Genomic DNA, 17,009 nt, shown 5'->3' with positions numbered 1-17,009 from the left:
TCAGTCACCCGTCGTGCCGGTGGCCAGGGCCCGCTGCACCGCGGCCAGCAATGCTTCCCGCGTGAAGGGCTTGGGCAGCACGCCACGCACGCCCAGCTGCGCCGCCAGCGCGGTGGAATGCTGCTGGCCAGGGCGCAGGCGGGCGGACATCAGCAGCACCGGCACCGGGCGCTCGGCCTGCAGCAGCCGCAGCGCCGGCTCGGCCTGCCGGGGATTGGCGCAGTCCAGGATCACCAGGGCCACCGGCCGCCGCGGCTGCGACAGCGCACTGCCATCGACGACGCGGAAACCCGCTTCACGCAACCACTGCCGCGCCAGCGCACGCATGAGGTCATCGGGGTCGAGCAGGGCGATTCGAAGGCCGGCAGGCACAGGCTTGGGGATGCGGGGCAACCAGGGCAACGGACCCATTGGATGCCGCGGGCCGGCCGGCCGCGTGTCGATCCGTCATCTGCACATGTCATCTGTCATGCCCGCTGGCTTACATTGCCTGCCGGGCTGCCGTGAATCGCTGTTGAATACCTGCCGCCATGTTGGAAGTCTCCGGTGAACGTTCCGTCGCAAACGCCCCCACGTGGTGGCAGTGGACGACGATCCCTCCATCCGCCAGCTCATCAGCCACTACCTGGGCGACCACGGCTTCCGGGTGAGCGCCTTCGCCAGCGGACGCGAGCTGATGGCGCTGCCCGCGCGCGAGGCGCCCGCACTGGTGCTGCTGGACCTGCGGCTGCCCGGCGAGGACGGGCTGGAACTGGCGCGCATGCTGCGGGCCGGCTCCAAGGTGCCGATCATCATCCTCACCGGCATCCATGACGAGGCCGACCGCGTGATGGGCCTGGAGCTGGGCGCCGACGACTACCTGACCAAGCCGTTCTCGCCGCGCGAGCTGCTGGCGCGCATCCGTGCCCTGCTGCGGCGGGCGCGCATGCATGCCACCGTGGCCGATACCGTGATGCATGTGCGGGCCTACCGCTTCGCGGGCTGGGACCTCAACCTGCGGCTGCGCAAGCTGACCGCGCCGGACGGCCAGGCGGTCACGCTGCGCAACAGCGAATACAACCTGCTGGTGGCCTTCCTTTCCACGCCGCGGCGGGTGCTCAGCCGGGAGCAGCTGCTGGAGCTCTCCCGCCTGCACAACGCGGAGGTGTTCGACCGCACGATCGACGTGCAGGTGGGCCGCCTGCGCCGCAAGCTGCAGGCCAGCCCGCAGGCCGCGCGGCTGATCGTCACCGAGCGCGGCGTGGGCTACCGCTTCGACAGCGACGTGGAGGTGGTGCGCGGCTAGCGGCTCATGCCGTGCGCCGGGGCCAGGCCGGCAGCGGACGGCCAGCGGCGGGACGGCAGGCCCCTGCGCTGCGGGCCGCCGTGGTCGCACAGTCCGCGCTGCACCGCGATGCTGGCCGCATGGGTGCGGCAATCGGCCTCCAGCTTGGACATGATGGCCTTGACGTGGACCTTGACCGTGCCCACGGCGATGGTCAGCTCGTTGGCGATCACCTTGTTGCTGCAGCCGCTGGTCAGCCGGCGCAGCACTTCCACCTCGCGCGGCGTCAGCGGCTCATGGGCCAGGCACTCGGCCATGCGGCGCGCGATGGGCGCGGCGAGGTAACGCTCGCCGCGGGCCAGGGCCCGCACGCCCTGCACCACCTCCTGCAGCGGGCAGCCCAGCAGCAGGTAGCCATGCACGCCCTGGCTGAGCGCCGTCTTCACGTCCTGCTCGCGGTCGCGGTGGGTGACGACCAGCACGCGTGCCTGGCGGCACGAGGCGGGCCGGTCCAGCGCCGTCGGCAGGTCGGTGACCAGCACGTCCGGCGGCCTGCCGTCGTCCGCTGGCGCGCCCTCGGCGGCCAGCCAGGCCTCCAGGTCCTCGTGCGGCTTGAAGGCAGTGAGCAACCCCAGCTCCACCAGCGGTTCGGCATGCTGGATGCGGACTCTGAGGCGGGCGGGTGTCGCGGTGTCGTTCATGCAGCGCTCCGGCGGGTGGACCGATGCAGCGCATGATGTCCATGCGGGCACGCACGACGGTGAAACCGACCACAGACGGGATGGCATATGACATGCGCCCGTCAGGCCTATGTCAGAAGTCGTAGCGCCAGGCTGCCCCAAACGGCGAGGCCGGCGCCCGGCCCGCTCACTACGCTGGCGGCTCCACATCCAGCAGGAGGCACCATGAGCCTTGCCAGCACCCGTCGGGCCCTCGTCGTCATCGACGTGCAGAACGAATACATCGATGGCCGGTTCCGCATCGAGCATCCGGCGGTCGAGCAGTCGCTCGCCAACATCCACAGGGCGATGGACGTGGCCGAGCGGCACGGCGTGCCAATCGTGGTGGTGCAGCACCTGCTGCCGCCCACCGCGCCCATCTTCGCCGAGGGCACGCCGGGCGCGGACCTGCATCCGTCGATCGCAAGCCGTCCGCATGCGCACCTGGTCCGCAAATGCCTGCCCAGCGTCTTCGCAGGCACCGACCTTCGCGAATGGCTGGACCGCCGCGAGATCAACACGCTGGCGATCTGCGGCTACATGACGCACCAGTGCGACGAGTCCACCATCCGCCAGGCCCTGCACGAGGGCTACCAGGTGGAGTTCCTCGCCGATGCCGCGGGCTCGCTGTCCTATGCCAACAAGGCGGGGCAGGCCAGCGCCGAGCAGATCCATTCGGTAGCCTGCGTGGTGCTGCAGTCCAGCTACGCGGCCGTGGTCAGCACCGACGAATGGTCGCAGGCCCTGGCGAGCGGCCGCGACCTCGAACGCGACGACGTGTTCTCGTCCCACCAGCGCGCGCTGTCGCTGGCGACGGCCGGGACGGCGAGCCGGACGCTGTCCGCCGAAACGCGCTTCGTGGAGGTGAGCGGCGCCACCATCGCCTACCGGGACCTCGGCCCGCGCCATGGCACGCCGCTGGTGATGATCAACCGCTTCCGCGGCACGATGGACCACTGGGACCCGCTGCTGGTCGACCGCATCGCGGCTGAGCGGCGCGTGATCCTGTTCGACCAGCCCGGCTTCGCCCGCTCCGTCGGCACCCCGCCCGATCACCTGTCCGGCTTTGCCGCCAACGTGGTGGCCCTGGCCGGGGCGCTGGGCATCGCGCAGTTCGATGCCTTCGGCTTCTCCATGGGCGGCAGCGTGGCGCTGCAGCTGCTGCTGGACCATCCGCGGGCCGTGCGCCGTGCGGTCGTCGCCGGTTCGGCGCCCGGCCACGTGCCGGGAGACCTGCCTTCCAACCAGCCGGCGGGCCAGGAGGTGTGGTCGGTGGCCACCAAGCCGGTGAACACGGACGAGGACTTCCTCTACCTGTTCTTCGAGCCCAGCCCCGCCAGCCAGCAGGCCGGCCGCGACTACCTGGCCCGGCTGGCCGGCCGCGCCGATGCCTTCAGCCATCAGGTGGATGCGCAGGCTTGGCAGGCGCAGCTGAAGTCCGCGATGGGCGTGCGCGAGGCCGCCACGTCGCTGCTGCCCCGGCTGAAGGAGATCGGCCATCCGGTGCTGGTGGCCAACGGGCGCCACGACATCATGGCGCCGACCTATGCCTCCTATGCCATGGCGCAGGAACTGCCCCGCGGCTGGCTGAAGCTGTTCCCCGACGCGGGCCACGGCTTCCTGTTCCAGCATGCACAGGAGTTTGCCGACGATGTGCTGCGCTTCCTGCGCTGAGCCTGCACCGCCCCGCGGTGCGGGCCGGGGCACCCGCCGTCAGCGCTCGCGCAGCGGAACCCGCTCGCCGTCGATCATCAGGTCGGGCCAGCGGGGCGGCACCGGCGTCACCGTGCCGCGCTCGATGGCTTCGCGCCACGCAGTGAGCGAGCGCACATCGTGCGAGGTGCCGGCTTGCCGTGCCCAGCCGGCCGGCGTGCGGGCGAAGATGGTGAACGACTGGTAGCCGCTGCGCGAGAAGACGAGGCCCAGGTCCCGGGCGCCGTCGCCGTCGAAGTCGCGCAGCCACAGCAGGCAGTTCGCGGGCGTGGCCAGGCAGGCGGACACCTCCCAGTCGGCCTGCCGGGCCAGCCAGGCCCGCATGTCCTCGTCGAGGACCGCGCCGCGGGGCAGCACCGTGGCCAGCGCCAGGGCCCGCAGCGGCTGCGCCGCCTGCTTCGGTCCCGGCTGGTCGCCTTCGGCCAGCGTCCGCTGCGCCAGCGACGCGATGCGTGCATCCGCCGGGCCCGGGCCCTGGTGCGCCGCCAGCGCGGCCAGTGCCGGCCGGCCATAGGCCGGATCGCGCGCCAGGTGGCTCCAGTCGAAGTCGTCGGGCGTCACCACGCCCTGCAGCAGCCGCTGGACCTGCGCCTGCACACCCAGCCGGCGTGCATCGGCCAGCGAGCTGATCAGCGCCACGAGCAGCATCACCTTGAGCAGGGCGACGGCGATGTTGGCCGGCGCGATGGCCCGCATCCAGCCACCACCGCGTGCCAGCGACGAAGCGGCATAGAGCACGGCATGCAGCGTGAGCAGGCCGGCCACCACCGCCGCCCAGATGCGGTCGTCGGTCCAGCCGTGCTGGGCGATGCGCAGGCCCAGGGCCCAGCAGGCCAGCGCGGCCATCGGCGGCATCGTGAGCCAGGCCAGGCTCAGCAGCCGGGCCAGCGGTGCGGGGTAGGGCGGCGGCTCGCGCCCGCTCTGGAAGGCCGCATTGCCGAACACCACCGCCAGCAGGATGAACCACAGCAGGTACAGCGCCGCCTTCCGGGTGGCGAACAGCGGCTCCACGCCGGTGGCGGCCAGCATGGCCAGCCAGCCGGCGGCGAACAGCAGCGTGAGCGGCAGGAACCAGGTGAGCAAGGACAGCAGGAAGCGACGCAGCGTGACCAACGCCGCGGCCCGTGCCAGCACCAGGCCGGAGCCCAGCCCGAAGGCGCTGCCGGTGATCAGCGCGATGGACGACGACTGCAGCAGCAGCCTGCCGGGGGCCGGAACGCCGATGCTGTCCATCAGCCAGGCGGCGGCCCACAGCAGCACCCACAGCACGCCGCTCAAGCCGGCGGCCAGCGGCAGCACCAGGGCATTGCGCCAGGCCGCATCGAACAGGGCCTCGTAGTCGAACCGCCTGCGGCGGGCGTCGAAGCCGGCCACCAGGCCGATCACCACGAAGCCCAGCACCAACGCCGCCACCGCATGCGCCAGCGGTACGCCGAAGCCCGTCGCGCCGCCATGGCCCGCGTGGGCGCCGAGCCCCGCGAAGGCTGCGCCCATCGCCAGCGCCGCCATGGCGCGGCGCAGCGCGGTGCAGAAGGCGCCCTGCCACAGGATCCATGACCCGGCGGCCGCGACGATGGCGTACAGCCCGGCGAAGCCCGCCCACGCCGGCAGAGCGCGCCAGCCGTCGGCGAGCAGCCACAGGGCCGCGCCGGCGGCCAGCCCGACGCTGCCGTGGGCCAGCAGCGCGGCGGAGGGGGGCCATGCCGGCACGGCGGCATCCGGCGGAGGAGCTTGGTGCATGGGGTACCGGGACGCGGATGGGCGCATCGGTCGGGTGGCCTCGGGGGCGCGATTGTGGAGGCCCCCGGTGCCGCCCATGCGCGCCGGCCGGCCTTCATGCCGCCAGCCGCATCGTGGGCAGCGCGGTGGCAGTGCCGATGGACCACGCGTCGTGCGTGCCGCCGGGGAATTCGGCGCGCAGGAAGTCGAGCATCGCCCGCACCACGGCCGGCACCTGGCGGCGGCTGGGCAGGCAGGCATGCACCGCCAGCCCGGGCAGGCGCCAGTCGGGCACGACTTGCTCGAGCCGGCCCTGCGACAGCTCCTCCTGCACCGCGAAGCTGGGCAACGCCGCGATGCCCAGGCCCGCCAGCGCGCCGGCATGGCACAGCGCCGGCTGCGAGGTGTGCAGCGGCGCCGCTGCCGCCGGCACCTCGACCGCCGCGCCGCTGGCATGGCTGAGCCGCAGGCCGCGTGGCCGGCGCGGCAGCTCGGCCAGCAGCAGCGGATGGCGGGCCAGCTCGCCGGGATGCAGCGGCCGGCCATGGCGCTGCAGGTAGCCCGGGCTGGCGCACAGCAGCAGGCCGGCGCCGGCCAGCCGGTGGGCGACGAAGCGGCCGTCCAGCGGCCCGGCCTGCACCACGATGCTGATGTCATGGTCCTCGCATGCAGTGGCCACCGGGCCGGTTTCCAGCGCCACCGCCAGGCCCGGGTGCCGGGCCTGCAGCCGCGCCAGCCGCGGCATCAGCTGCCGGCTGGCGAAGAGCGCCGGCGCGATCAGGCGCACGCAGCCCTGGAGGGCGTGCTGTCCGTGGGATGCCAGCGCGGCGGCCTCGTCCACCTCCCGCAGGATGGTGCGCACCCGCTGCAGGTAGGCCTGGCCGATGGGCGTGAGGGCCACGCGCCGGGTGCTGCGCACCAGCAGCCGCGCGCCCAGCAGGCCCTCCAGCTCGGCCACCTGCCGGGTGACCGCCGAGGGATCCAGGTCCAGCGCCCGCGCCGCGGCGGCGAAGGCGCCGCGCTCGGCCACCTCGACGAAGGTGCGCATCGCACGCAGCTGGTCCATGGTGCGGTCCTCCCAGCGCCTGCGCTGGCTTCAGCGCCGGATCTCGAAGACGAGGTTGAACGGCGTCTGCGCCGCTGGGCGGAAGTGGCTGAAGCCGGCCTTGCGGAACACCTGCTCCAGCCGCTGCGGCCCGGCCTGCGCCCCCAGCACCAGCTGGCCGCCTTCGGCGATGGCATGGGCGCAGCAGATCAGCGAGGAGCCGCTGTAGTACAGCTGGCCCACCGGCGTGAGGTTGTCCTCCACCCGGTCGTGCGCGAAGGGCTCCACCAGCAGCACCGTGCCGCCCGGCGCCAGCGTGCGCGCCGCATGCCGGGCCGCGGCCACCGGGTCACCCAGGTCGTGCAGCGTGTCGAAGAAGCAGATGAGGCCGTAGCGCTGGTCGAGGTAGTCGTCGGCACGCGCCTGCGCGAAGAAGGTGCGGTCCGCCAGGCCGGCCGCCGCCGCCGCCTGCCGGGCCGCCTCCAGCGAGGCCGCATGGGTGTCGAAGCCGTGGAAGCGCGATCGCGGGAAGGCCTCGGCCATCAGCAGCGTGGCATGGCCGTGGCCGCAGCCGATGTCGGCCACCGCGATGCCGGCCTCCAGCTGCGCCACCACGCCGTCCAGCGCCGGCAGCCACTGCGCCACCAGGCTGGCGCGGTAGCCGTTGCGGTAGAAGGCCGCGATGCCGCAGGCCATGCGGGCATCGTGCTCGCCCCAGGCCACGCCGCGGCCGGTGCGGAAGGCCTCCAGCGCCTTGGGCTCGTCGAACCACATGGCGGCCGGCACCTCCCAGGCCGGCGGGATGAAGACCGGGCTGTCCTCGTCGGCCAGCACCAGCGCATGTTCGGGCGAGAGCTCGTAGGTGTCGCTGGTGGCGTGGTAGGCCAGGTAGCCGCCGGCGGCCTGGGCATTCAGCCATTCGCGCACATAGCGCTCGGCGCAGCCCGCGCGGCGGGCGACCTCCCTGGCGCTGAGCGGCCCGGCGCCGGCCATGGCCTTGTACAGGCCGAGCTTGTGGCCCAGGCTGACCAGCACGCCGGTGTAGCCGGCGGTGGCGTCGCCGATGGCGCGCATCGTGAAGGCCTCGACCCGGGCCATGTCGATGGTGGACGTGTCCATGGATGTTCCTGTGGTTGAGTTTGAACAGGCGCCCATCGTCGCGAGGCGCCACCATTCCCGGCAGAGCCGAAATCGCCCAAGATCGGTCCGTTCGTGCCAACTGCCGGCCCGCCGATGCCCCGATCCGCCCATCCGTCCGCCGCATCCACCGCCGATGCACCCGCCGCTGCGCGCCATGTGTCGCTGGTGGCGCTGCCCGAGGCCGGCTTCGCCACGCTGGCCGGGCTGTACGACGTGATGAATGCGCATGCGCTGATGGGACTGGCCGACACGCCGGCGCGCGCGCCGTTCCAGGTGGAGATCGTGGGCGAGGCGGCCGGCGCGCTGGACATCGCCAGCGGCGTGCCGGTGCCGGTGCAGCGGGCCATCGACACGGTGGCCTCCACCGACATCGTCATCGTGCCTTCGCTGCTGGTGCGCGGCGCCGGCTGGCAGGCCGGCCGCCATCCGCGGCTGGTGGACTGGCTGCGCCGCATGCACGAGCGCGGCGCGGTGCTGTGCTCGGCCTGCTCGGGCATCTTCCTGCTGGCGGAGACGGGCCTGTGGGACGGCCGCGATGCCACGGTGCACTTCGCCTATGCGAAGCCCTTCGCCGCGGCGCATCCGGCGGTGCGCATCCATCCGGAGAAGGTGCTGGTGATCTCCGGCCCGCGGGAGGACCTGGTCAGCTCCGGCGCCTCCACCACCTGGCACGACATGGCGCTGTACCTGGTGGCGCGCTTTGCCGGCGCCACCGACGCGCAGGCGCTGGCCCGCCTGTTCGCGCTGCAGTGGCACCAGGACGGCCTGGCGCCCTACATCACCTTCGAAGGCCGGGCCGACCACGGCGATGCCGAGATCGAGGCGGCGCAGCGCTGGCTGGGCGGCCACTTCTCGGTGGCCAGCCCGGTGGAGGAGATGATCAAGCGATCCCGGCTGGCCGAGCGCACCTTCAAGCGCCGCTTCACCGCGGCCACCGGCCTGGCGCCCATCGCCTACGTGCAGCGGCTGCGCATCGAGGAGGCCAAGCGGCGGCTGGAGCGCACCGACGATCCGGTGGACGAGATCGGCTGGCGCGTGGGCTACGAGGACGCCGCCTTCTTCCGCCGCCTGTTCAAGCGCACCACCGGCCTGGCGCCGGGCGCCTACCGCAAGCGCTTCCGCATCCCCGACTTCGCGCGGCCGTAGCCCGCCGCTGCCTCAGCCTTCGAAACGCACCCGGCACTTGACGCCGGCCGGCAGCTCGCCGTTCGGATTGGGCAGCTCCAGCCGCACGCCGAAGGTGCCGCTGGCCGAATCGACCACGCGGTCGACCACGGTCACCAGCGCCGCATGGCGGCCCGACAGCGGCGCCTCCAGCGACACCTCGCCGCGCATGCCGGTCTTCACCCTGCCCAGCATGGCCACCGGCAGCACCACCTCCACCCGCAGCGGATGGGTCTGCGCCAGCCGCAGGATGGGCCGCGCGCCTTCGCCGGTCTGCGCCAGCTCGCCCACCTGCTGCAGCCGCTCGGTCACCACGCCGTTGAAGGGCGCACGCAGCTTGCGCTGCTCCACCAGCTCGGCCAGCTTGCGCTGCTCCAGCACGGCCAGCCGGCGGTTCTCGTCGGCTTCCACCAGCGCGGCCTCGGCCACGCGCACGTCGGTGCGGGCATCGTCGCGGTCCTGGCGGGCGATGAAGTGCTCCTTGCTCATCTCGTCGCGGCGGGCGAACTTCTCCCGCGCCGCCTCCAGCCGGCTCTGCGCGGTGCGCACCGGCCCTTCCATCACCGCGCGGTAGCGCGCGGCCTCCAGCGCGGCGCGTTCGGCGGCGCTGTCCAGGTCCACCAGCACCTGGCCTTTCTTCACCCAGGCGCCGCGGTCCACATGCACCGCGGCGATGGTGGCTTCCACCGGGCTGCGCAGCTCGATCTTCTGGAATGGCTCCATCAGGCAGGCATGGCCGGCGGCGGGCGGCGGGCCGTCCTGCGGCGCCGGCCAGGCGGCGCCGGCGGCGGCGGCCAGGCACAGCGGCCCCGCCAGGCGCAGGGCGAGGGAAGACCCCAGGCGGGGGCGGCGGAAGAAGGGTGCGGTTCGGTTCATATCTGGTTGCCGGCAAAGGCCAGTTGGGTGTCGAGGGCGCGGTCCTGCTTGAGGTTGTCGCGCCGGGTGCGTGCATGGCGCCGCTCGGAGGCGCCCTGGGCCAGGCGGCGGGCCAGGTCCAGCAGGGCGGCATCGCGCCGGTGCGCCAGGGTGGTGGCCACGCCGGGTGCCTGCAGCACGGCCACCGGGCGGCCGTGCCCGGCCCAGCGCACCAGGCGCCGCGCCAGTGCATGGGTGCCGAACAGCGCATCGTCGGCGGCCACCACGGTGGCGGTGCCGCCGGCGTCGCCCTGGCGGGCGCAGCGGCCGATGAGCTGGCGGTCGATGCGGGCGGATTCATGGAACTCGGTGAGCACCACGCCCAGGCCGCCGGCGGTGTCCACGCCGGGGCCCAGGCGGATGTCGGTGCCGCGCCCGGCCATGTTGGTGGCGACGGTCACGGTGCCGGCCTGGCCGGCCTGGCCGATGATGTCGGCCTCGGCCTGGTCCTGCCGGGCATTGAGCACCTGGTGCTCGATGCCGGCCGCCGCCAGCACCGCGCTCAGCGCCTCGGACGCCTCCAGCGAGCGCGTGCCCACCAGCACCGGCCGCCCGGCCTGCTGCCAGTGCCGCACCGCCTGCACCACGGCCTGCCACTTGGCGGCCTCGTCCTGGCACAGCACCAGGCGCTCGGCCACGCGGCGCGGCGTGCGGTGGGGCGGGATGGTCACCGTCTCCAGGCCGTAGGTGCGGCGGGCCTCGGCGCTCATCTCGCGCGCGGTGCCGGTCATGCCGCCCAGCCGCAGGTAGCGGCAGAAGAAGCGCTGGTAGGTGATGCGCGCCAGCGTGCGGTTGTCGCTGGAGATGGCGCTGCCTTCCTTGGCCTCGATCATCTGGTGCAGGCCCTGCTCCCAGGTGCGGCCGGCCAGCACGCGGCCGGTGTACTCGTCGATGATCTGCACGCTGCCGTCCTCGGCCACCAGGTACTGCTGGTCGCGCAGGAACAGGTGGCGTGCCCGCAGGGCCTGGGTGACGAAGTGCTCGCGGCCGCGGGCCGAGGCCCAGAGGCCGGCGCGGCCGGCGGCCGCCTTGCGCAGCCGCTCCTTGCCCGGCGGCAGCAGGCGCAGCTCGCGCCGCACGCCGTCCAGGTGGAAATCGGTGCCGGCGGCCAGGGTGTCGGCCACCGCCAGCGCATCGTGGAAGGCCTGCGGCTCGGCCAGCGGGTCGCCTTTCTCGGCCAGGATGAGCGGCGTCTTCGCCTCGTCGATCAGCACGCTGTCGGCCTCGTCGACGATGGCGAAATGCAGGCCGCGCTGCATCAGCCGGCTGCCGCCCTGGCCGGCCAGCGCCCGCGTGGCCAACTGCGCCCGGGTGGCGCCGCCGCCGGCGCTGACGCGGTCGCGCAGGTAGTCGAACACCAGGTCCTTGCCGGTGCAGTAGGTGATCTCGCAGGCATAGGCCGCCACCTTCTGCTGCGGGCTGCGGTCGTGCACCACCACGCCGCAGCGCAGGTGGAAGAAGTCGAACAGGCCCTGCATCTCCTCGGCGTCGCGCTCGGCCAGGTAGTCGTTGACGGTGATCACATGCACCGGCAGGCCGGCGGCCCCGGCCAGGCAGGCGGCCAGGCCGGCGGTGAGGGTCTTGCCCTCGCCGGTGCGCATTTCCACCAGCCGGCCCGACAGCAGCCCGGCCGCACCCATCAGCTGGGTGTCGAAGGGCTCCTTGCCCAGCGCGCGCCAGGCGCCTTCGCGCACCGCGGCCAGCGCGGCGGCCAGGTCGCCGGGCTGCAGGTCGCGTGCGGCGGCCGGCGCCACGCGGGCCAGCCGGGCGCGCAAGGCCTCGTCGTCCAGCGCCCGCATCGCCTCGCGCAGCGCCATGGTGCGCCCGGCGATGCGGCGCAGCCCGGCCAGCGGCGGCTGCAGCCGGGTGCGCAGTGCGCTCCAGGCCACGCGGGCCAGCGCGTCCAGCGCCTTGGCGGGGCGGTCGCGCCGCTCGGGCCAGGCGCCGGGCGCCAGGTCGGGCACGTCCAGCAGCAGCGTCCTAGCCATGGCTGATGCTCAGGAACAGCCGCCGCAGCTCGCGACCCCAGCGCAGCCCCACCGGCTCCGGCGCATGCTCGAAGCGCACATGCACCCGGCTGCCGAGGAAGCCGTGCGGCATCCCGCGCGGCAGCTGCAGCTCGAACTCGAACAGCGATTCCAGCGCCTGCGTGCCCTTGGTGTCGCGTGGATCCAGCGCGATTTCGCCGCCGCCCTGGCGGCCCAGCACCGGGCTGGGCAGCTGCTGGGCGGCCGCGGGCGTCACCTGCGTGAGCGTGGCCGGCCAGCTGCGGCCGGGCTCCTGCGGCATGCGCACCTCGATGGCCCGGGTGGAGCGGCGCACCGTGTCCACCTGGGCCTGCGTCACCACCAGCCGCACCAGCGGCGCCTCGCCGGTGCGCAGCCAGCCCACCACCTCGCCGCGCTTGAGCCAGCGGCCGGGCAGGCCGGATTCCTGGCTGATCACCAGCTCGCCGGCGGCGCCGGCGCGGGCGGTCAGGCGCAGCAGCTGGTCGTCCAGTTCGGCCAGCGAAGCCTGCTCGCGGCGCAGCTGTTCCTCGATCTGCTGCGCCTGGGCGGGCGAGCTGCCCCAGGCCGCGTCCAGCTGGCCCTGCACCTCTTCCAGCCGGGCCTCCTGCGCGGCGCGGCGCGCGGCCAGCTGCGGGTCGTAGGCCTCCAGCACCGGCGTGCCGGGCTGCACCGCCTGGCCGCTGCGGGCCGCCACCCGGCTGACGAAGCCGGCGCCGCCGGCCCGTACGATGGCGCGCTCGGGCACCCACAGCACGCCCTCGGTGGCGGTGTGGTAGGGCAGCGGCACGACGAACAGCAGCAGCGCCGCCAGCGCCGCGCCGGTGGCCAGCACGCCGCGCACGCGGGCGCCGTGGGCGGCGTAGCGCGGCTCGGTGAACAGCGCCTTGAGCATCTTGACCAGCGGCCACAGCACGCCCGAGGCCACCGCCCACAGCGCCAGCAGCGTGCCCACCAGCAGGTACTGCGTGGCCACGAAGAAGGCGATGCCGAAGGTGATGAAGAGCCGGTAGACGTAGGCCAGCGGCGCATAGGCGGCGAACCAGCGGCGCTCGCCGGGCGTGGCATGCACCGGCTCGGGCTGCGGCAGGCGCAGCAGGTGGCGTTCGGCCAGGTGGCGCCAGTAGCGGTTGGCCCGGCTGGCCAGGTTGGGGATCTCCAGCCAGTCGGCCAGGATGTAGTAGCCGTCGTAGCGCAGCAGCGGATTGGCGTTGAACATCAGCGTGGTGACGCTGCCCAGCACGCACACGCCGTAGGCCACCGAGCGGGCGAAACCCGGCTCCAGCGCCAGCCAGGCGTAGAAGGCCAGCGCCGCGACGAACAGCTCGGCGCCCATGCCGGCCGCGCCCACCAGCATGCGCTGCCACTTGCCGGCGAAGCCGGAGGCGGCGGAGGCGTCCACGTAGGGCACGGGATAGAACAGCATCAGCATCAGGCCCAGCTCATGCACCTCGCCGCCGCGCATGCGGCAGGCCAGCGCATGGCCCAGCTCATGCACCAGCTTGACCAGCGGGAACACCAGCGCCATCACCAGCAGGCTGTCGGCGGACAGCAGCCGTTCCTGCCAGTTGCCGGTGAGGGCCTGCCACTGCCCCGGCACCAGCGCCAGCGCCGGCAGCACCACCGCCAGCCAGAGCAGCGCGCCGGCCCGGCCCCACAGCCACGGCGCGGCACGCACCAGGGCGGCCACGTGGCGGTCGGGGTCCAGCAGCGGCAGCTTGAGCGACATCGGGTTGCCCAGCCGGCCCATCCACTTGCGCTTGCGCTCCTTGCCCCATCGCTCGAACAGCTCGGCCACCTCCGGCGTGACGTCGGCCTGCACCAGGTCGGCCGCATGCAGCTGGCCCAGCAGGGTGGCGATCTCGTCCTGGCCCGGCGTGTCCTCTCGCGGGTCGGCGGCCACCAGCTGCCACACGGTGCCCAGGTCGCGGCGGCCGTCCAGCAGCGCGATGACGCGGTAGGCCGCCGGATTGAAGCGGTGGTAGCGGCCGCTGGCGCGGTCCTCCACCACGTACCAGACCTGGCCGCGGTAGACATGGCGGTGCACCTGAGCATGGCCGCGCAGCCGCGGACGCAGGTGCTGGATGCGATACCAGTTGCTCGACAGCAGCGAGGTCATGGCAGGGCCTTCCACCAGGCCAGGCGCAGCCAGTCCAGCACAGGCCGCGTCCACACCCACAGCAGGCCGGCGCGGCCCACCGACACCTTGGCCACGCCCTGCATGTTGGGGCTGAGCGCCGGGGCGTCGTCGCCCAGCGCGGCTTCCACGCGGAAGGTGTTGCGGCCTTCCTCGGCCACGCTCACCGGCGTGACGCGCTGCACGCGGAAGGGCCAGGCGCGGTCCGGCAGGCTGGACAGCACCAGCTCCCCGGCCTGCCCCGGCTGCACATGGGCGACGTCGCGCTCGTCCACCTTCAGCACCACGCGCCAGCCGCCGCCGGCGGCCACCTCGAACAGCACCTGGCCCTGCTGCACCGGCGAGCCCAGCTGCTGCGACAGGTCGCCCTTGACCACCACGCCGTCCACCGGCGCGGTGATGGCCACGCGCGCCAGCTTCTCCATCACCAGGCCCAGCTGGGCCCGGGCCTGGTTGGCCTGGGCGGCGGCCAGCCGCTGCTCCACCCGCTTGCCGGCGGACATGGCCTCGCTCTCCTTGCGCTGGGCCAGTTCCAGCTCGGCCTCGTAGCGCACCCGCTCCAGCCGCAGCTCCTGGTCTTCCAGCACCGCCAGCACCTGGCCGGCGCGCACGCTGTCGCCGGCGCGGCCGGGTGCCTCGCGCACGAAGCCGTCGAAGGGCGCCACCGCGGCACGCTGCACCGTGCCTTCCACCGTGGCCGGGGCGGCGATGCGGAAGGGCGCCGGCACCAGGGCCAGCACCAGCAGCAGCAGTGCGCTGGCGCCGGCCGCCAGCTTGAGCCCCGGGTGCGAGCTGTCCACCAGCCGCATCGCCTGCGTGCGCAGGCTGCGCCGGGCATGGGTGGCCAGGCCCTCGTCGGCGCGGCGGCGCTGCGCCAGGGTGGTGGCCAGGGCCAGGCCCAGGGCTTCCAGCAGCATCAGCTCGTCGGGCTGGAAGGGCTGGTCGCGTTCGAGCAGCAGCACGCCGGCCACGCGGCCGGGCTGCTCCAGCGGCTGGGCCAGCAGGGCGGCGCCGCCGGTGGCCTCGGCATAGCGGCGCAGCGCCAGGTCGGCCACCGCCGCCTCGGCTGCGACCGGCGCCGGGCGCTGGGTGCGCTGGCGCTGGTCGGCGGCCTCGCTCATCGCCTCCACCGCCAGGTGGAAGCGGCTGCTGCGCTCGTCGAAGGTGGCCGCATGGGAGACGGCCTGGATGCGCAGCCGGTGGCCGTCGTCCAGCGCCAGCAGCACCTGGTGGCAGGCCAGGCGCTCGGCCACGCGGTTGACCAGCGCCAGCGTGGCTTCGCGGAAGCCGGGCGCACCCAGCGTGCCCAGCACCAGGTCGAGCACGAAGCCGGTGTGCTCCAGCCGCCTGGCCTGGGCCTGCAGCACCTGCTGGTTGGCCAGGTCCAGCAGCCAGGCCGCGCCCCAGTGCAGCCACTGGCGGCAGGCGGCCAGGGCCGCGGCATCGGCGGCGCTGCCCAGGTCGACCACCACCGCGCCCACCAGGGCGCCGTCGCCGCCCAGCAGCGGATAGGCGCAGCGCAGCGCGCCTTCCTCGCCGCGCTGCACCGCCACCGCGCGGCTGGTCATGGCCTGCCGCGCCACGTCGGACAGGGCATTCAGCGCGCGGCCGGGCGGCCAGGCGCCGGCGGGCGCGAAGGCGCCTTCGGCATCGGCCAGCAGCACCACGCCGGCCTGGGCCTGCGTCAGCTCGCCGCACAGCACGGCCAGCCAGGCCTGGCACAGCGCGTGGACGGTGCGCGCCTGTGCCAGCTGCTGCCAGGCGCTGCCGGGCGCGGCCGCGGGCGGCACGGGCAGGGCGGCTACCGGCGAGGGCGGGGCCACGGGATCGAGGGCTGGCGTCATTCCTTCAGCAGCGCATCCAGTGCGCGCAGGTCGGCCTCGCCCAGCGTGTTGGCCGCGGCCTTGAGCTGCAGGGCCGCCACCAGGGTCTGGTAGCGGGCGGCGGCCAGGTCGCGCTGGGTGGCGAACAGCTGCTGCTCGGCATTGAGCACGTCCACCCGCGCGCGCAGGCCCAGCTCGAAGCCGCGGCGGGTGGAGCGCACCTGCGTCTGGCCCGAGGTGAGCGCCTGTTCCAGCGCCGCCACCAGCGCGCTGCCCGACATCGCGCCCAGCATGGCCTGCCGCGCTTCGAACTCGGACTGCCGGCGGGCCGCATCCAGCTCGAAGCCGGCGCGCGACAGGTTGGCTGCCGCCTCCCGTTCGCGCGAGCTGATGGCGCCGCCCTGGTACAGCGGCAGCGAGAACTCCACGCCGATGGTGGCCTGCCGGGCATCGGTGCGCACCAGTGCGCCCGGCGTGCCGGAGTTGCGGTTGTCGTTCAGGCCCAGCACCAGGTCCACCGTCGGGTTGTGGCCGTAGCGCTGCTTCTCGGCCTCGCGTTCGGCGATCTCCTGGTTGGTGCGGGCGATGCGCACCGCCGCGCTGTCGTTGAGCGCGCGGTCCACGTCGGCGGCCAGCTCGCCCGGCGGCGGCGCCTGCACGCGGGCGGCGCCGTCCAGCGGCGCCAGCGGAGGCACCTCCTGCTGGATGATGCGCTGCAGCGCCCGCCGCTTGACCGCCAGGTCGTTCTCCGCGGCGATCTGCTGCGCGCGGGTGAGGTCGTGGCGCGACTGCGCCTCGTTGACGTCGGTGATGGGTGCCGAGCCCAGCTCGAAGCCGCGCTTGGCCTGGGCCAGCTGCTCGCCGAAGGCCTGCAGCTGCGAGCCGATGGCCGCCAGCACGTCCTGCGCCTGCAGCACCTCGAAGTAGGCCCGCGCGGTGCGCAGCAACAGGTCCTGCTCGGCCTGCTGGAACTGCTCGGCCGCCAGCCGGGCCTGCAGCTCGCCCTGGGCGCGCGAGACCACGTTCTGCTGCCGCATGATGGGCTGGGTGAGCTGCAACGCGACGGTGGAGGTCTTGTAGTCGCTGCGATCGTCGCGCTGCAGCGCATGTTCGTTGACATGCTTGACGCTGCCGGTCAGCCCCACCGAGGGCCGCATCAGCGCGCGGCCCTGCTCGGCCTTCTCCTCGCCGGCCCGCAGCGCTTCGCGGGCGGCCGCATAGGTGGCGTCGTGGCGCTTGGCCAGCTCCAGGATCTGGCCCAGGTTGGCCGCCGCGGCGGGCAGGGTGGCGGCCAGCAGCGCCAGCGGCAACAGCGCGGTGGCGAGGTGCCGGATTCGGCGGGGAGCGTGCTTCATCGTCGGAAC

The 17,009-nt window shown here is 73.9% G+C and carries 13 protein-coding genes and 1 pseudogene; 4 read left to right on the top strand and 10 right to left on the bottom strand.

Annotated elements, in window-relative coordinates; all coding sequences use genetic code 11:
* Window positions 1–402 carry a response regulator gene (locus LRS14_RS04065; protein ID WP_157039414.1) on the bottom strand — a complete coding sequence of 134 codons (402 nt, stop codon included), beginning with the start codon at window positions 400–402 and terminating at the stop codon, window positions 1–3.
* A gap of 181 nt (window positions 403–583) precedes the next feature.
* On the opposite strand from LRS14_RS04065, the gene LRS14_RS04060 reads away from it, so the two are divergent.
* Window positions 584–1,285, top strand: coding sequence for a response regulator (locus LRS14_RS04060; RefSeq protein ID WP_310740798.1), 702 nt, complete (start codon window positions 584–586; stop codon window positions 1,283–1,285).
* On the opposite strand, the gene LRS14_RS04055 is transcribed toward LRS14_RS04060, so the two are convergent.
* Complete coding sequence (locus tag LRS14_RS04055) at window positions 1,282–1,965, bottom strand: response regulator transcription factor (RefSeq protein WP_052736050.1); 684 nt, start codon at window positions 1,963–1,965, stop codon at window positions 1,282–1,284. The genes LRS14_RS04060 and LRS14_RS04055 overlap by 4 nt on opposite strands.
* Before the next feature lie 204 nt (window positions 1,966–2,169).
* Here LRS14_RS04055 and LRS14_RS30570 point away from each other — a divergent pair.
* Together LRS14_RS30570 and LRS14_RS30565 are read left to right on the top strand one after the other, a co-directional pair.
* Window positions 2,170–2,784 (top strand): annotated as a pseudogene (locus LRS14_RS30570) (cysteine hydrolase family protein); the annotation flags it as partial.
* 123 nt (window positions 2,785–2,907) lie between these two features.
* Window positions 2,908–3,657, top strand: coding sequence for an alpha/beta fold hydrolase (locus LRS14_RS30565; protein WP_404977573.1), 750 nt, complete (start codon window positions 2,908–2,910; stop codon window positions 3,655–3,657).
* 39 nt (window positions 3,658–3,696) lie between these two features.
* On the opposite strand, the gene LRS14_RS04040 is transcribed toward LRS14_RS30565, so the two are convergent.
* From LRS14_RS04040 to LRS14_RS04030, 3 genes are all read right to left on the bottom strand, one after another.
* The gene (locus tag LRS14_RS04040) at window positions 3,697–5,406 is read right to left on the bottom strand and encodes a DUF4153 domain-containing protein (protein WP_257798693.1); all 1,710 of its coding nucleotides are present in this window, start codon (window positions 5,404–5,406) and stop codon (window positions 3,697–3,699) included.
* 124 nt (window positions 5,407–5,530) lie between these two features.
* Window positions 5,531–6,481: a LysR family transcriptional regulator gene (locus tag LRS14_RS04035; RefSeq protein ID WP_257798692.1), complete on the bottom strand. Its 951-nt coding sequence runs from the start codon at window positions 6,479–6,481 to the stop codon at window positions 5,531–5,533.
* A 30-nt stretch (window positions 6,482–6,511) separates the two neighbouring features.
* Window positions 6,512–7,579, bottom strand: coding sequence for a trans-aconitate 2-methyltransferase (locus LRS14_RS04030; RefSeq protein WP_257798691.1), 1,068 nt, complete (start codon window positions 7,577–7,579; stop codon window positions 6,512–6,514).
* A 114-nt stretch (window positions 7,580–7,693) separates the two neighbouring features.
* On the opposite strand from LRS14_RS04030, the gene LRS14_RS04025 reads away from it, so the two are divergent.
* Complete coding sequence (locus LRS14_RS04025; RefSeq protein WP_257798690.1) at window positions 7,694–8,746, top strand: GlxA family transcriptional regulator; 1,053 nt, start codon at window positions 7,694–7,696, stop codon at window positions 8,744–8,746.
* A gap of 12 nt (window positions 8,747–8,758) precedes the next feature.
* On the opposite strand, the gene LRS14_RS04020 is transcribed toward LRS14_RS04025, so the two are convergent.
* Genes LRS14_RS04020 through LRS14_RS04000 form a run of 5 tightly spaced genes read right to left on the bottom strand, consistent with a single transcriptional unit; the run spans window position 8,759 to window position 17,000 of the window.
* On the bottom strand, window positions 8,759–9,640 hold the full coding sequence (locus LRS14_RS04020) for an efflux RND transporter periplasmic adaptor subunit (protein ID WP_257798688.1): 882 nt from the start codon (window positions 9,638–9,640) through the stop codon (window positions 8,759–8,761).
* Entirely contained in the window at window positions 9,637–11,667 is a 2,031-nt protein-coding gene (locus LRS14_RS04015) for a hypothetical protein (protein ID WP_257798687.1), read from the bottom strand. Before LRS14_RS04015 ends, LRS14_RS04020 begins: the two co-directional genes overlap by 4 nt.
* Complete coding sequence (locus tag LRS14_RS04010) at window positions 11,660–13,804, bottom strand: hypothetical protein (RefSeq protein WP_257798685.1); 2,145 nt, start codon at window positions 13,802–13,804, stop codon at window positions 11,660–11,662. The genes LRS14_RS04015 and LRS14_RS04010 overlap by 8 nt, the downstream gene beginning before the upstream one ends.
* Window positions 13,801–15,666: an efflux RND transporter periplasmic adaptor subunit gene (locus LRS14_RS04005; RefSeq protein ID WP_257798683.1), complete on the bottom strand. Its 1,866-nt coding sequence runs from the start codon at window positions 15,664–15,666 to the stop codon at window positions 13,801–13,803. Before LRS14_RS04005 ends, LRS14_RS04010 begins: the two co-directional genes overlap by 4 nt.
* The gene (locus LRS14_RS04000) at window positions 15,663–17,000 is read right to left on the bottom strand and encodes a TolC family outer membrane protein (protein WP_046111312.1); all 1,338 of its coding nucleotides are present in this window, start codon (window positions 16,998–17,000) and stop codon (window positions 15,663–15,665) included. The genes LRS14_RS04005 and LRS14_RS04000 overlap by 4 nt, the downstream gene beginning before the upstream one ends.
* Window positions 17,001–17,009: the final 9 nt, after the last annotated feature.

It is taken from the genome of Aquincola sp. J276 (genome assembly GCF_024700035.1).
GTDB lineage: Bacteria > Pseudomonadota > Gammaproteobacteria > Burkholderiales > Burkholderiaceae_C > Aquincola > Aquincola tertiaricarbonis.
The sequence above is the reverse complement of the archived record's forward strand: the minus strand, read 5'-3'. Positions and strand labels throughout refer to the sequence as shown.